Genomic DNA, 13,675 nt, shown 5'->3' on the forward strand with positions numbered 1-13,675 from the left:
TTCGTCGACGCACCTGGCCCTCACCCCAACCCTCTCCCGCAAGCGGGAGAGGGAGCACACACTCGGCAGGTAAAAGAGTCAACGACACCGGTGAGCGCTGCTGGTTCGCTCCCCTCTCCCGCCTGCGGGAGAGGGGCAGGGGGTGAGGGCAGGCCCAGGCATGCCGCCGGGCCGGACTTCGTCGACGCACCTGGCCCTCACCCCAACCCTCTCCCGCAAGCGGGAGAGGGAGCACACACTCGGCAGGTAAAAGAGTCAACGACACCGGTGAGCGCTGCTGGTTCGCTCCCCTCTCCCGCCTGCGGGAGAGGGGCAGGGGGTGAGGGCAGGCCCAGGCATGCCGCCGGGCCGGACTTCGTCGACGCACCTGGCCCTCACCCCAACCCTCTCCCGCAAGCGGGAGAGGGAGCACACACTCGGCAGGTAAAAGAATCAACGACACCGGTGAGCGCTGCTGGTTCGCTCCCCTCTCCCGCCTGCGGGAGAGGGGCAGGGGGTGAGGGCAGGCCCAGGCATACCGCCGGGCCTGACTTCGTCGACGCACCTGGCCCTCACCCCAACCCTCTCCCGCAAGCGGGAGAGGGAGCACACACTCGGCAGGTAAAAGAGTCAACGACACCGGTGAGCGCTGCTGGTTCGCTCCCCTCTCTCCCGCAAGCGGGAGAGGGAGCACACACTCGGCAGGTAAAGGAGTCAACGACACCGGTGAACTTTGCTGGTTCGCTCCCCTCTCCCGCCTGCGGGAGAGGGGCAGGGGGTGAGGGTGAGCATATGCCGAAGCCGGCGTTCGCTCGCTTGCTGCGTGCGCAACAGACGGAAGCTGAGCAGCGTCTCTGGTACCAGCTGCGCGGCCGCCGCTTCATGGGATTGAAGTTCAAGCGCCAGCACCAGGTCGGCCCCTTCATTGTGGATTTCATCTGTATCGATGCAATGCTGGTTATCGAGGCAGACGGGGGGCAGCACGGTGATGCCAAGGACGTGGCCCGCGATACATGGTTCCGAAAACAAGGATTTCATGTCTTGCGCTTCTGGAACTCTGAGGTGTTGGGTCAGACTGCGGCCGTGCTGGAACAAATTCGTCAGGTTGTGTTGGGGCTTGGCTACAGGGACACGCCGGCCCTCTCCCCCAACCCCTCTCCCGCAAGCGGGAGAGGGGAGCAAACCGTCGGCGGATCGGATGGGCTGCCATGACCCAACTCCACCAACTTATCTCGCTCCTGCACCTTGCGTCGCCATCCCTGCCGATAGGCGGCTTCAGCTATTCCCAGGGCCTTGAGGCAGCGATCGAATGCGGCAGCGTGCACGATGCCCTAACCGCCGAGCGCTGGATTCGCGACAACCTGCTGCAGGTGCAGGCGCAATGCGAAGCGCCGCTGTGGCTGCTGCTGCATCGCTGCTGGCAAGCCGGCGACGCCATGCAGGTGCGGACATGGAACGACTGGTTCCACGCCACGCGCGAGACTTCCGAGTTGCGGCTGGAGACCGAGCAGATGGGCTGGTCGCTGGCGAAGCTGATTGCGCAGATGGAGTGGGGCACCCCCGCGCTGCGCGATACGCTGGCAATATTGTCGCCGGTGTGCCTGCCGACGGCCTTCACTGCTGCCTGCGCGGCGCTCGACATCGAGGCCCGCGACGGCCTCGCTGCCTATTGCTTCAACTGGGCCGAGAACCAGGTCGCCGCCGCGATCAAGGCGGTGCCCCTGGGCCAGGTGGCGGGGCAGCACATGCTGCGGCGCCTGCATGGCGCGGTGCTCGGCACGGTCGACGAAGCCGCGCGCCGCGCCGACGCCACGCCGCCGCAACTCTCCACCTTTTCCCCGATGCTGGGCCTGCTTTGCGCGCGCCACGAAACGCAGTACTCCCGGCTGTTCCGATCCTGAACCCATACCGCACCATGACCCAGGCCCGTACCAAGAAGAACCCTCCGCTGCGCGTCGGCGTCGGCGGCCCGGTTGGCTCCGGCAAGACCACGCTGCTGGAGATGCTGTGCAAGGCGATGCGCGACCGCTATGACCTGGTCGCCATCACCAACGACATCTACACCAAGGAAGACCAGCGCCTGCTGACAATCTCCGGCGCACTGCCGGCGGAGCGCATCATGGGCGTGGAGACCGGCGGCTGTCCGCACACCGCGATCCGCGAGGACGCCTCGATCAACCTGGAAGCCGTCGACCGCATGCTGGCGCGCTTTCCGGATGCCGATGTGGTCTTCATCGAGTCCGGCGGCGACAACCTCGCGGCGACCTTCAGCCCAGAACTTTCTGATTTGACGATCTACGTCATCGACGTGGCCGGCGGTGAGAAGATTCCGAGAAAGGGCGGGCCGGGCATCACCAAGTCCGACTTGCTGGTGATCAACAAGACGGACCTGGCGCCCTATGTCGGCGCATCGCTGGAGGTGATGGAAAGCGATGCGCGCAAGATGCGCGGCGCCCGGCCGTTCGTGATGGGCAGCGTCAAGTCCGGGCAGGGCCTGGACGAGGTGATCCGCTTTATCGAACGGCAGGGCCTGCTGGGCGTCTAGCCTTCGTTGCCTGCATCCGCGTCGGGCGCGGCTTTGGCGCCGGAGCTGGCGTGGGTCAGCGCAGGGCGGAAGCTGCCTTTGCCCGCCAGCGCCCGTGCCACCGCGGCCACCAGGTTCAGCTCGGGCTCGGTCAGCTCCGCCATATGGTGCACGGTGGCCTCGATGGCGGCCCGTTGGCGGTTGCCGAAGGGCGCGCGGGACTGTTCCACCTGCAGCTGGCTGGCGTCGTGGCGGCTGAAGTCGAGCATCTCCGAGGTCGGCACGGCGAGCGTCTCGGCGAGCCTGCAGATGTTGGCCAGCGCAAGGTTGCGCTTGCCGCTTTCAATGCCGCTCAGGTATGAGCGCGACAGTCCGCTTTCGAGTGAAAGGGTCTCCTGGGACCAGCCTCGTTGCTTGCGTAGCCAGGCAAGATGCAATCCGAATAGTCTGAGATTTCGAGTAGTCATGAGGTCGTGAATGGATCGGAGTGGTCTGAGGCTAAGGGTTTGACCTTGAGGCCACGACAACTTATCCTCTTCCTCACTATCGGTGTCCGATCCGCAAACTAAGGGGTGCGCCAGACAATATGGCGCGGCACGATGGCATCAACCGGACGGCCTGCATGGCCGTGCCAAACGGGCTATTGCGCAATGCTGTGCGTCACGCTGCCAGGCGTGCGCGGTGCTGCGCGGACACGCGCCTGGTGCGCTGTCGCCCTGCTGGGGGATTGCCATGCAGATCTTCACGCTGTTCGAGGCGCGGATGCGCGCCCTCCATGCCGACTGCCACGCGCCGTCGGACTTCATTCCCGGATTCCACACCTGTGTGCTTGCCGCCGCTGCCGGCCTCGGCAGTACCTGCGACTACGTCTTTCTCTGCGCCGGCGAGATCCAGCCCGAGTTTTCAGCGAATTGCCATGAGTGGTGGGGCTGCCTGCGCGGCGGCCTGCGGCTGTCGTCGCCCGGGCGCGGCTGCCTGCTGCTGGGCGGCGGCGAGCTGTTCGCGCCCGCTCCCGGCGTGCCGATGCGGGTGCAGGCAATGGTCGATACCATCCTGGTGCGCGCGGTGCCGCAAGGCCCGGCCGATGCGTCGCGGCCGGTGGCGCTGCCCGCGGGCGGGTGGCATTGCGCGCTGGGCGGCATTGCCGCCGCCGGTGCCACTGGGCCCGAGGGGATGGAGGGCATCCACGTGTTGCCCGCCGATGTATTGCAGGTGGAGGTCGGACAAGCACGGCAGGGGATGCGTCCGGAATTCATCCAGCTCGACCCGTCGGACGATGACTGGGCGCAGCGGCTGCAGGCGCGCGGGCTGCGCTGGGCGCTGTGTTACCGAGGCGCCATCGGTCTGCACTGGCATGGCGCGCTGGCGCGGGCCGGGGGCGACATGGCCTTCCTGCAGCCCGGCACGCTCTACGCGCCGGAGCGGCATGAGTCATGCCGGCTCGACGTGCTGTTGCCGGGCACCGGCCTGCTGTGCTGCTTCGGGCCGGGCGATGAAGCGGAGGAGGGCGACGCCGCGCGTGGCGGCCGGCGCGCGGACGGGCATGCCGTCGCGCGCCTCGCGCTGGCGCTGGCCTGATGGCCAGCGCCCCGGCGGCTGCCGGGCTGCGTTCAGTGCCGCTTGTACTGGGTGGCGCCGAACAGCACCTCGCGTGCCTTGTCGTCCTGCAGCGCCTTGCGCACGCTGGCCAGCACTTCCACGCCGCGCTTGACCGCGGGGCGCTCGGCAATCTCGTTGAACCAGCGCTTCAGGTACGGGTAGTCGTCCAGCGCCACGCCCTGGTTCTGCCAGCTGCGCAGCCACGGGAAGGTGGCGATGTCGGCGATGGTGTATTGCTCGCCGGCCAGGTAGGCGTGCTTTGACAGCTGCGTGTCGATCACGCCGTACAGGCGCCTGGCTTCATTGGTGTAGCGGTTGACCGCGTACTCGATCTTCTCGGGCGCGTAGATGCGGAAGTGATGCGCCTGGCCCAGCATCGGGCCGACGCCGCCCATCTGGAACATCAGCCATTGCAGGGTTTCGTACTTGCCGCGCACGTCCTCGGGCAGGAACTTGCCGGTCTTGCCCGCCAGGTACAGCAGGATGGCGCCCGATTCGAACAGCGAGATCGGCTTGCCGTCCGGTCCGTCGGGGTCGACGATGGCGGGGATCTTGTTGTTGGGGCTGATCTTCAGGAAGTCCTCGCCGAACTGGTCGCCGGCGCCGATGTTGATCGGGTGGACTTTGTACTCCAGTCCGCACTCTTCCAGCATGATGTGGACTTTGTGGCCATTGGGCGTGGCCCAGGTGTAGGCGTCGATCATCGCAAAAGATCTCCTGGCTGCGATCATGGTGGTGGCTGCGTCAGTCACTGACGTGGCGAACCGGGCGATTTAAGCACAGAAGAAAAAAACGCGCAGACAGGCTGCGCGTTCTCCATGCTGCCGTCAGGGACGAAGCCCCGGCGGCATTGCCAGGCGGTCAGAAACCGCGCGCCACCGGCATCCTGACGTCGTCCGGATGGATATTCATGTGCTTGGCCAGCTCCAGCTTGGCGATGGCGTTGCGGTGCACTTCGTCCGGGCCGTCGGCCAGGCGCAGCGTGCGCTGGTGCGCCCACCAGTTGGCCAGCGGGAAGTCGCTGGAAACGCCGGCCGCGCCGTGGACCTGGATGGCCCAGTCGATCACCTTCAGCGCCACGTTCGGGGCGATCACCTTGATCATGGCGATCTCGGCCTTGGCTACCTTGTTGCCCACGGTGTCCATCATGTACGCGGCCTTGAGCGTCAAGAGGCGCGCCATCTCGATCTCGCAGCGGGCCTCGGCGATGCGCTCCTGCGTCACGCCCTGGCTGGACACCGGCTTGCCGAAGGCCACACGCGACAGCGCACGCTTGCACATCAGTTCCAGCGCGCGCTCGGCCACGCCGATGCTGCGCATGCAGTGGTGGATGCGGCCCGGGCCGAGGCGGCCCTGCGCGATCTCGAAGCCGCGGCCTTCGCCCAGCAGGATGTTCGAAGCCGGCACGCGCACGTTCTTCAGCTCGATCTCCATATGGCCGTGCGGCGCGTCGTCGTAGCCGAACACCGGCAGGAAGCGTTTGATGGTGATGCCCGGGGTATCGGCCGGCACCACGATCATCGACTGCTGCTCATGGCGGCCGGCATCGGGATTGGTCTTGCCCATCACGATGTAGACCTTGCAGCGCGGATCGCCGGCGCCCGACGACCACCACTTGGTGCCGTTGATCACGTAGTGGTCGCCGTCGCGCTCGATGCGGCATTCGATGTTGGTCGCGTCCGACGAGGCCACGGCCGGCTCGGTCATCAGGAAGGCCGAGCGGATCTCGCCCGCCAGCAGCGGCTCGAGCCACTTGTCCTTCAGTTCCTCGGAGGCGTAGCGCTCCAGCGTCTCCATGTTGCCGGTGTCGGGGGCCGCGCAGTTGAAGACCTCGGCCGACCAGGGCACCCGGCCCATGATCTCGCACAGCGTGGCATATTCCAGGTTCGACAGGCCCTGCGGGGCGCGCGGCGAGCGCGGCAGGAACAGGTTCCACAGGCCGGCCGCGCGTGCCAGCGGCTTGAGTTCCTCGATCACCTTGGTCGGCACCCAGGCATTGCCGGCGCGGCGGTTGGCGTCGATCTCTTCGGCGAAGCGCTTTTCGTTCGGATAGATATGCTGGTCGAAGAAGGCCAGCAGCTTGGCCTGCAGTTCCTTGACCTTCGGGCTGTACTCGAAATCCATGTGGTCTCCTCGCTACGGAATCAGTGGACGCCAGGTGGGCGGCGGCGCCTCGTTGGCCGGGGCAGGCCTCGGCATCAGTGCGGCATGGGCCGATGGAATGCACTCTATCTGAAAGCTAGTAATTATAAAAATGAATTTTCTGGATTTGCCAGTATCAATTCGCTGCATTCCGTGCCAGAATCACCAGCATGCAGCTCGCCCGCATCGACCTCAATCTCTTCGTGGTATTCGACGCCATCTACAGTGAAGGCAGCATCACCGCGGCCGCGCGTCAGCTCAACCTGACGCAGCCCGCGGTCAGCCATGCGCTGGGCCGGCTGCGCACGCTGTTCGACGATCCGCTGTTCGAGCGGCGCGGTCAGGGCATGGCGCCCACGCCGCTGGCGCGCTCGCTGGCCGCCGAGGTGCGCGGCGCGCTGCAGTCGTTCGCGCGCACGCTGCAGGATACGCCGCACTTCGATCCCACCAACACCGTGCGCCGTTTCACCATCGGCATGCGCGATGCGCTGGAATCCACGCTGCTGCCGCCGCTGATGAGCCGCGTCACGGCGATGGCGCCGCACGTGGAAATCGCCGCGATCCGCTTCGACCGGCGCGAGATGGAATCCGAACTGCTGGCCGGCACCCTGGACGCCGCGCTGGACATCCTGCTGCCGGTCTCGCCGGCGATCCACCATGCGCCGTTCATGGCCGATCCGATGGTGGTGCTGGCGCGGCGCGACCATCCGCTGGTGAAGAAGGAGCTGACGCTGGAGCGCTACCTTGCGGCAGAGCACGTGCATGTGTCGTCGCGCCGCCGCGGTGCCGGTCTGGAAGACCAGGCCCTGCACCGCATGGGCCTGACGCGGCGTGTGCGGTTGCGCTGCCAGCATTACGCGGCCGCATGCCGCGTGGTCAGCTGCACCGACCTGCTGGCCACGCTGCCGCTGCGCTATGCGCGCATCGCCAATGAGCCGTATGCCAACCGCGTGTTGTCGCTGCCGTTCAAGGTGCCGTCCCTGGAACTGCACCTTTACTGGCACGCCGGCGGCGAGAACGACGGCGCCAACCGCTGGCTGCGCGAGCAGCTGATGGCGGTGATGGCCTCGCTCGGCACCGGCATGCCGGACGTGGCCACGGCCGGCTAGTGTCTTTGGCAGCATGCGAACGCGTGCGGGTGCGGCGCGCGCGGATCACACGTAAGCAATTGTTCGCGGGCTAGACCCTCGGGGTCGGCGCCCATACCATCGTCCGGTTATTCTGCCCCCGGCGCCCCCGCCGCGAACCCGTGCTGCACGGTGCACGCGCGGATTGTCGCGCCGGTTGTCCGCCGCGGCGGATCCTTCGGGCAGTCGCCTCTCGCCGAACGCCACCACGACGAATCAGACCGATGCCCGGGAAACGCTTGCCTGCCGATTGCCAACCGAAGCTGCCGCGCCGCGCGCAGCACACCGCGCTTGCCCTGACCACTCTCTGCACTGCCGCCGTACTGGCACTTGCCGCCTGTGGCGGTGGCGGCGACAGTAGTTCCGCCAGCGCCGCGCCCAGCGGATCCGCCCAGCCCGGCGGGCAGGCCAGCGCGCCGGCAGGCGGCCAGACCGGCTCGACCTCCCAGACATCCACCACGGGCTCCACGACCACCACGGCTGGCGCCTGCTATACCGTCAGCGGTCCGGCGCCCGCGGCTGCGGCGGGCAGCGGCATCTCGCTGCTGCCGGCACGCGGCAGCGCCGTCAGCAACTACCGCGTGCTGGACGAGCCGCGTACCGCGGGCCTGTGCTACGCCAACTATCGCCGCGAGCAGGTGGGCCTGCCGCCGCTGGTATCGCGCGACGCGCTCAATACCACCGCGCAGAGTCACACGGCCTACATGCTGGCCAATGCCACGCTGACCCACGACGAAATCAGCGGCAATCCGGGTTTCACCGGCGCTACCGCCAATGGCCGCGTCCAGGCCGTCTATCCGACCGATGCCACCGCGGAAGTCGTGGCGGGCGCCAACCGCTGGACCTCGGTCGCCAATGCGCAGCTGTCGATGCAGCCCAAGGACGCGCTGGTGTCGAACCTGATCGACGCGCCGTTCCACCGCGCCGCACTGCTGGGCAGCTACGGCTCGGCCGGCAGCGGCTTTGCCGAATGGGTGGGTGCCAACGGCAGCGGCACCTCGGCCAACTATTACCAGACCATCGACCTGGCCGACCGGTCCAAGGCCGGCAGCGATAACCAGATGGTGGCCTATCCGTTCGACGGCCAGAGCGATGTGCCGGTCAGCTGGGTCAATACGGAAAGCCCCAACCCGGCACCGGGCTACCAGAACAGCACCATGGGCTATCCGGTTTTGCTGCAGGCGATCAATACCTCGCTGCAGTTCGCCGCCGACAACTTTGTCATTACCGATGCGCAAGGCAACAACGTCAACTGCATCAAGGTCGACAGCCGTTCGTCGGGCCTGAGCAGCGACGCGAGCGGCCTGGCCATCTGCACGCCGGTGGCGCCGCTGGCCAGCCAGCAGCGCTATTCCGTGCGGGTCACCGGCCGGCTGGGCTCGCAGCCGGTGGACCTGAGTTGGTCGTTCACAACGCGCTGACCATCGCCATCTGATTTCCGCGTTTCCCGGATGCTCGGATCGCCACTACAATCGTGCGATCCTTCCCCACAGGAGATATCGGATGGTTCACCCTGACCTCACTTCGATGGCTTGGCGCGGCGCGCTGGCGCTTGCCCTGACAGCGCTGCTAGGCGCCTGTGGTACCCAGGGCGGCGGGACTGCCGCGCCGTCGGCCGCGACACCGCCTGCCGCGATGCCGCCGGCCCCGGAAGTTGCTTCAGGCTATCGCCCGGGCATGTCCACGGTCTATGCGCAGCGCCACATGGCTGCCGCGGCCAACCCGCTGGCCACCGAGGCCGGGCGCGCCATCCTGCGCCAGGGTGGCTCGGCCATCGATGCTGCCATCGCCATGCAGGCCGTGCTGACGCTGGTCGAGCCACAGGCCAGCGGCATTGGCGGTGGCGCCTTCATCATGTACTGGGACGGCAAGCGAGTGCAGGCCATTGACGGCCGCGAGACGGCCCCGGCCGGCGCTACCGAAAATCTGTTCCTGCGCGCCGACGGCAAGCCGATGGAATTCAGCGAGGCGCAGATCGGCGGGCGCTCGGTCGGCGCGCCGGGCGTGATGCGCGCGCTTGAACTGGCGCATCGGCAACATGGCCGCCTGCCGTGGGCCAGATTGTTCCAGCCGGCCATCGACCTGGCGGAGAAGGGCTTCCCGATCTCGCCCCGGCTGTACACGCAAGTGGCCGCGGACAAGTTTCTGGCCAACTCGCCGGAGATGGCCGCCTATTTCCTCGACGCACAGGGCAAGCCCAAGCCCGTCGGCACGGTGCTCAAGAATCCGAAGCTCGCGCAGACGCTGCGCGAAATCGGCCGCCGCGGCGCCGGCGTGCTGTACAGCGGACCCATTGCGCAGGATATCGTCGCCAAGGTGAACGGCAGTGCCAATGCGGGCTCGCTGTCGCTGGCGGACCTGCGCAACTACAAGGCCAAAGAGCGCGAGCCGGTCTGCACCGACTACAAGCGCTGGAAGGTCTGCGGCATGCCGCCGCCGTCGTCGGGCGGCATTGCCATCGCGCAGATCCTCGGCGCGCTGCAGGCGCTCGAAACGAAGAATCCGAAGTACGCACTGGCAGCGCTCAAGCCGCAAGGCGTGAGCACGGCCGCTGCATTGGAAGCAAATCCTGACGCGGTGCACGCGATCGCCGAAGCCGACCGGCTTGCCTTTGCCGATCGCGGCTTGTACGTGGCCGATACGGATTTCGTGCCGGTCAACGTGGCTGGCCTGCTAGATCCGGACTACCTGGCTTCGCGCGCAGCGCTGATCGCTGACAACAGCATGGTCAAGGCCCAGCCGGGCGTCCCGCCGGGTCCGACGGTGGCGTTTGCGCCCGACCGGTCGCCGCCGCGCCTTTCCACGTCGCAAATTGTTGCAGTGGATGACCGCGGCCGCGCTGTCTCGATGACGACATCCGTGGAAGCCTATTTCGGCGCCCACCTGATGGTGCGCGGCTTCATGCTGAACAACCAGCTGACTGACTTCTCCTTCGTGCCAAGCGAGAACGGCAAGCCGGTGGCCAACCGCGTAGAGCCGGGCAAGCGCCCGCGTTCGTCGATGGCGCCGACGCTGGTGTTCGACCGCCAGACCGGCCAGCTGGTCGCCACGGTCGGCTCACCCGGCGGCTCGCAGATCATCGAGTACGTGTCCAAGGCGCTGGTCGGCATGCTGGACTGGAACATGGACGTGCAGGCCGCCATCGGCATGGGCAACTTCGGCAGCCGCAACGGGCCGACGGAAGTGGAGAAGGGCGTGGTGTCGCCGGCGCTGGTGCAGGCGCTGCGGCAGCGCGGCCACCAGGTGGCGGAGATCGAGATGACCAGCGGCACGCAGGCCATCATGCGCAAGCAGGGGCCTGACGGCAAGGTGATGTGGGCCGGCGGCGCGGATCCGCGGCGCGAAGGGGTGGCACTGGGGGATTGAGGCAGGGCGGCGCTATATGCTGCGATGTCTTTCAAGCACCAAGGGCGTGCTCCCTCTCCCGCTTGCGGGAGAGGGTTGGGGTGAGGGCCGGGCGTATCGACGAAGTCAGGCCAGCGGTATGCCAGCGCCTACCCTCACCCCCTGCCCCTCTCCCGCAAGCGGGAGAGGGGAGCCAACCATCAGCAAGCGATCAGCCCGTCGCCTTCTGCGCGTACTGCCACCCCATCTCCGCCATCGGCCGCGCGCGCTTGCCCGCGTCCAGCGCCTGCGCCGACGACGCGGTGCCATCCACCACGCGCTTCATGATCCCCTGCAGGATGCCGGCGATGCGGAACATGCTGAAGGCCAGGTAGAAGTTCCAGTCGCCGGTGATCGGGCGGCCGGTGCGCTGCTCATACAGGCGGCGGTAGCTGGCTTCGTCGGGGATGCCCAGCGCGGCGAAGTCCAGGCCGGCGATGCCGCGGAACTGGCCCGGGGCGATATGCCAGCTCATGCAGTGGTAGCTGAAGTCGGCCATCGGGTGGCCCAGCGTGGACAGTTCCCAGTCCAGCACCGCCAGCACGCGCGGCTCGGTCGGGTGGAACATGAGGTTGTCGAGCCGGTAGTCGCCATGCACGATCGAGGTCAGGTCGGCGTCTTCCTGCGGGATATGCTGCGGCAGCCAGTCCATCAGCGCGTCCATCGACGGGATCGACTCGGTCTCGGACAGCTTGTACTGCTTGGTCCAGCGCTCGATCTGGCGCTGGAAGTAGTTGCCGGGCTTGCCGTAGTCGCCCAGGCCGATGGCGTTGTAGTCGACCGTGTGCAGCGCGGCGATGACGCGGTTCATCTCGTCATAGATGGCGCTGCGCTCGGCCGTGCTCATGCCCGGCAGCGACTGGTCCCACAGCACGCGGCCGGCAACGAATTCCATGATGTAGAAGGCGCGGCCGATCACGGACTCGTCCTCGCACAGCGCGTACATGCGCGCTACCGGCACGTCGCTGCCGGCCAGCGCGGCCATCACGCGGTATTCGCGCTCGATCGCGTGCGCCGACGGCAGCAGCTTGCTCTTGGGGCCGGGCTTGGCGCGCATCACGTAAGTCTGTCCCGGCGTGACCAGCTTGAAGGTCGGGTTGGACTGGCCGCCCTTGAACTGCTCCACGGTCAGCGGGCCGGCGAAGCCGTCCACGTGCTGGCGCATCCAGGCCTCCAGCGCGGCGGTGTCGAAGCGCTGCTGGTCCGCCACCGGGCGCGTGCCCTCGAAGTGCGATACGTTGCTGGTCATGCTGTCTCCGTTGGTTTTCTGTTCGGGTTCGATCGATGTAGGGATGGCTTTCGCGTACGCTCAGCCGGCCGGCTGGCGTCCGCGCAAATACTGGTGCAGCAGCACTTCCATGGTGGTGTGGCGCGTGCCGCTGTGCACCGGCGTGGGCGGCGAGTAGTTGGTCATGCGCACCACCCAGTCAAACGGGTCGCCGCCCATGTCGAGCACATTGATGCAGCCCGCGGTCTGCAGCAGCGAGCCGAAGAACACGCGCCGCCCGCAGGTGATGGCCTGCGACAGGATGGCGCGGTTGGTGCCGCCATGCAGCACCATCAGCACGGTGTCCCAGCCCGGGTCGGCGCGCAGGCGCGCCAGCGCCGGCAGCACGCGATCCAGGAATGCGCCGATGGTCTCGCCGTTGAGAAAGCGCTTGTCTTCTGGCACTTCGCCTTCAAAGGCGCCGACAAAGGCGTCGCGCAGGTCCTGGTCGGCAATCGCGGACAGGTCGCCGCCGCGGATCTCCTGTAGTTCTGGCCAGACTTCAGGGATGATGCCCTCCATCTCCGGCAGCTCGGCCAGCACGCGTTCCGCGGTCTCCACCGTGCGTGGCAGGCCGCTGACGACGACGCGGTCGAAGCGGATCTGCTCGGCGGCAAAGGCGCGGCCGGCGGCGGTGGCCTGCATGCGGCCGGTCTCGTTCAGGGGCACCATCTCGGGCAGGGTGGTGCGGCGCCCGGCCTCATCGAAGTAAGAAACAGCACCATGCCGCATCAGGTAGATGCGGCGACGCGAGGACGGCGGCAATTCCATGCGTTGTCTCCTTGCATTGTGTCGGCATGCCCGTCTGCCGCGGGCTGGCCGTCTGGGTGAAGCCAGGGCGCCAGGCGCCCGCTTCAGCGGTACTGCGGTTTGCGCTTTTCCAGGAAGGCGCTGATGCCTTCGCCGCCGTCGGGGTGATGCAGCGCGGCCACGAAGCTGTCGCGCTCAGCCAGCAAATGTTCGGCCAGCGAGGCGGTGCCCGCATGGTTGATCAGGCCTTTGATGCGACCCACCGCGTGCGGCGATTGCTTCGCGATGCCCTGCGCCAGGCGCAATGCCTCGGCCAGCGCCTCGCCCGGCGGCGTGACGCGGTTGACCAGGCCGAACTGCGCGAGCCGCTCGGCGTTGACCGGCTTGCCTTCCATCATCAGTTCACTTGCAAGCTGGCGCGGCAGTGCACGCGCCAGTTCATACGAACCGCCGCCATCCGGCGTGAGCCCGACCGAGACGTAGGCCATCACGAACCTGGCGTCGCTGGCGGCAACCACGAAATCGCACGCCAGCACCACCGAAAAGCCCGCGCCCGCGGCCGCGCCTTCCACTGCCGCGATGATCGGCTTGGGAAAGGCGTGCAGCGACTCGATCCATCGGTTCAGCACCTCGATACTGGCGGCCTGCACCTCGGGCGGCTGGCTGCGGTTGCCCAGCAGCCGGTTCAGGTTGCCGCCCGCGCAGAACATGCCGTCGGCGCCGGTAAGGATCACCGCGCGCACCGAGTCATCGGCCGCGGCCTGCTCCAGCGCCTGCTGCGAGGCAGCATAGATGTCCGGGTGCAGCGCATTGCGTGCCTCGGGGTTCGAGATGGTCAGCACCAGCGTCGAATCGACGCGATGGGAAAGCAACTGTGCAGGCATGGGCGTGGCTCGGTCGGTG

13 protein-coding genes are annotated in these 13,675 nt (G+C 67.3%); 7 read left to right on the forward strand and 6 right to left on the reverse strand.

Annotated features, from left to right (window positions below; translation table 11 throughout):
* The first annotated feature begins 771 nt into the window (after nucleotides 1-771).
* From ACREYQ_RS04980 to ureG, 3 genes are read left to right on the forward strand one after another with little or no spacing between them, the layout of a single operon-like run.
* Complete coding sequence (locus ACREYQ_RS04980) at nucleotides 772-1,191, forward strand: endonuclease domain-containing protein (protein WP_432259662.1); 420 nt, start codon at nucleotides 772-774, stop codon at nucleotides 1,189-1,191.
* Nucleotides 1,188-1,880 (forward strand): urease accessory protein UreF, encoded by a 693-nt coding sequence (locus ACREYQ_RS04985; RefSeq protein ID WP_432259663.1) that lies wholly within the window; start codon nucleotides 1,188-1,190, stop codon nucleotides 1,878-1,880. The genes ACREYQ_RS04980 and ACREYQ_RS04985 overlap by 4 nt, the downstream gene beginning before the upstream one ends.
* A 14-nt stretch (nucleotides 1,881-1,894) precedes the next feature.
* Entirely contained in the window at nucleotides 1,895-2,524 is a 630-nt protein-coding gene (gene ureG / locus ACREYQ_RS04990; RefSeq protein WP_432259664.1) for an urease accessory protein UreG, read from the forward strand.
* Here the strand turns inward: ureG and ACREYQ_RS04995 are convergent.
* Nucleotides 2,521-2,970: a helix-turn-helix domain-containing protein gene (locus ACREYQ_RS04995; protein ID WP_432259665.1), complete on the reverse strand. Its 450-nt coding sequence runs from the start codon at nucleotides 2,968-2,970 to the stop codon at nucleotides 2,521-2,523. The genes ureG and ACREYQ_RS04995 overlap by 4 nt on opposite strands.
* A 265-nt stretch (nucleotides 2,971-3,235) precedes the next feature.
* Here ACREYQ_RS04995 and ACREYQ_RS05000 point away from each other — a divergent pair, with 265 nt between their 5' ends.
* Complete coding sequence (locus ACREYQ_RS05000) at nucleotides 3,236-4,081, forward strand: hypothetical protein (RefSeq protein ID WP_432259666.1); 846 nt, start codon at nucleotides 3,236-3,238, stop codon at nucleotides 4,079-4,081.
* A 32-nt stretch (nucleotides 4,082-4,113) separates the two neighbouring features.
* On the opposite strand, the gene ACREYQ_RS05005 is transcribed toward ACREYQ_RS05000, so the two are convergent.
* Nucleotides 4,114-4,806 (reverse strand): glutathione binding-like protein, encoded by a 693-nt coding sequence (locus tag ACREYQ_RS05005; protein ID WP_432259667.1) that lies wholly within the window; start codon nucleotides 4,804-4,806, stop codon nucleotides 4,114-4,116.
* A 157-nt stretch (nucleotides 4,807-4,963) separates the two neighbouring features.
* A complete protein-coding gene (locus ACREYQ_RS05010) occupies nucleotides 4,964-6,226 on the reverse strand; it encodes an acyl-CoA dehydrogenase family protein (RefSeq protein WP_432259668.1) in 1,263 nt (420 codons plus the stop codon).
* A 188-nt stretch (nucleotides 6,227-6,414) separates the two neighbouring features.
* On the opposite strand from ACREYQ_RS05010, the gene ACREYQ_RS05015 reads away from it, so the two are divergent.
* The 3 genes from ACREYQ_RS05015 to ggt all read left to right on the forward strand — a co-directional run bounded on the left by ACREYQ_RS05015 (nucleotide 6,415) and on the right by ggt (nucleotide 10,737).
* Nucleotides 6,415-7,353, forward strand: coding sequence for a LysR family transcriptional regulator (locus ACREYQ_RS05015; RefSeq protein WP_432259669.1), 939 nt, complete (start codon nucleotides 6,415-6,417; stop codon nucleotides 7,351-7,353).
* Nucleotides 7,354-7,595: 242 nt separating this feature from the next.
* Complete coding sequence (locus ACREYQ_RS05020) at nucleotides 7,596-8,792, forward strand: CAP domain-containing protein (RefSeq protein WP_432259670.1); 1,197 nt, start codon at nucleotides 7,596-7,598, stop codon at nucleotides 8,790-8,792.
* 82 nt (nucleotides 8,793-8,874) lie between these two features.
* Complete coding sequence (gene ggt, locus ACREYQ_RS05025; protein ID WP_432259671.1) at nucleotides 8,875-10,737, forward strand: gamma-glutamyltransferase; 1,863 nt, start codon at nucleotides 8,875-8,877, stop codon at nucleotides 10,735-10,737.
* A 190-nt stretch (nucleotides 10,738-10,927) separates the two neighbouring features.
* Here ggt and ACREYQ_RS05030 read toward each other — a convergent pair whose 3' ends face one another.
* The 3 genes from ACREYQ_RS05030 to ACREYQ_RS05040 form a co-directional block, all read right to left on the reverse strand.
* A complete protein-coding gene (locus ACREYQ_RS05030) occupies nucleotides 10,928-12,004 on the reverse strand; it encodes a phosphotransferase (protein ID WP_432259672.1) in 1,077 nt (358 codons plus the stop codon).
* Between the two features lie 60 nt (nucleotides 12,005-12,064).
* Complete coding sequence (locus ACREYQ_RS05035) at nucleotides 12,065-12,793, reverse strand: histidine phosphatase family protein (RefSeq protein WP_432259673.1); 729 nt, start codon at nucleotides 12,791-12,793, stop codon at nucleotides 12,065-12,067.
* Nucleotides 12,794-12,876: 83 nt separating this feature from the next.
* On the reverse strand, nucleotides 12,877-13,656 hold the full coding sequence (locus tag ACREYQ_RS05040) for an oxepin-CoA hydrolase, alternative type (RefSeq protein ID WP_432259674.1): 780 nt from the start codon (nucleotides 13,654-13,656) through the stop codon (nucleotides 12,877-12,879).
* Between the last annotated feature and the right edge of the window lie 19 nt (nucleotides 13,657-13,675).

Origin of the sequence: Cupriavidus sp. TMH.W2 (assembly GCF_050847365.1) — a bacterium.
Classification (GTDB): Bacteria; Pseudomonadota; Gammaproteobacteria; order Burkholderiales; family Burkholderiaceae; genus Cupriavidus.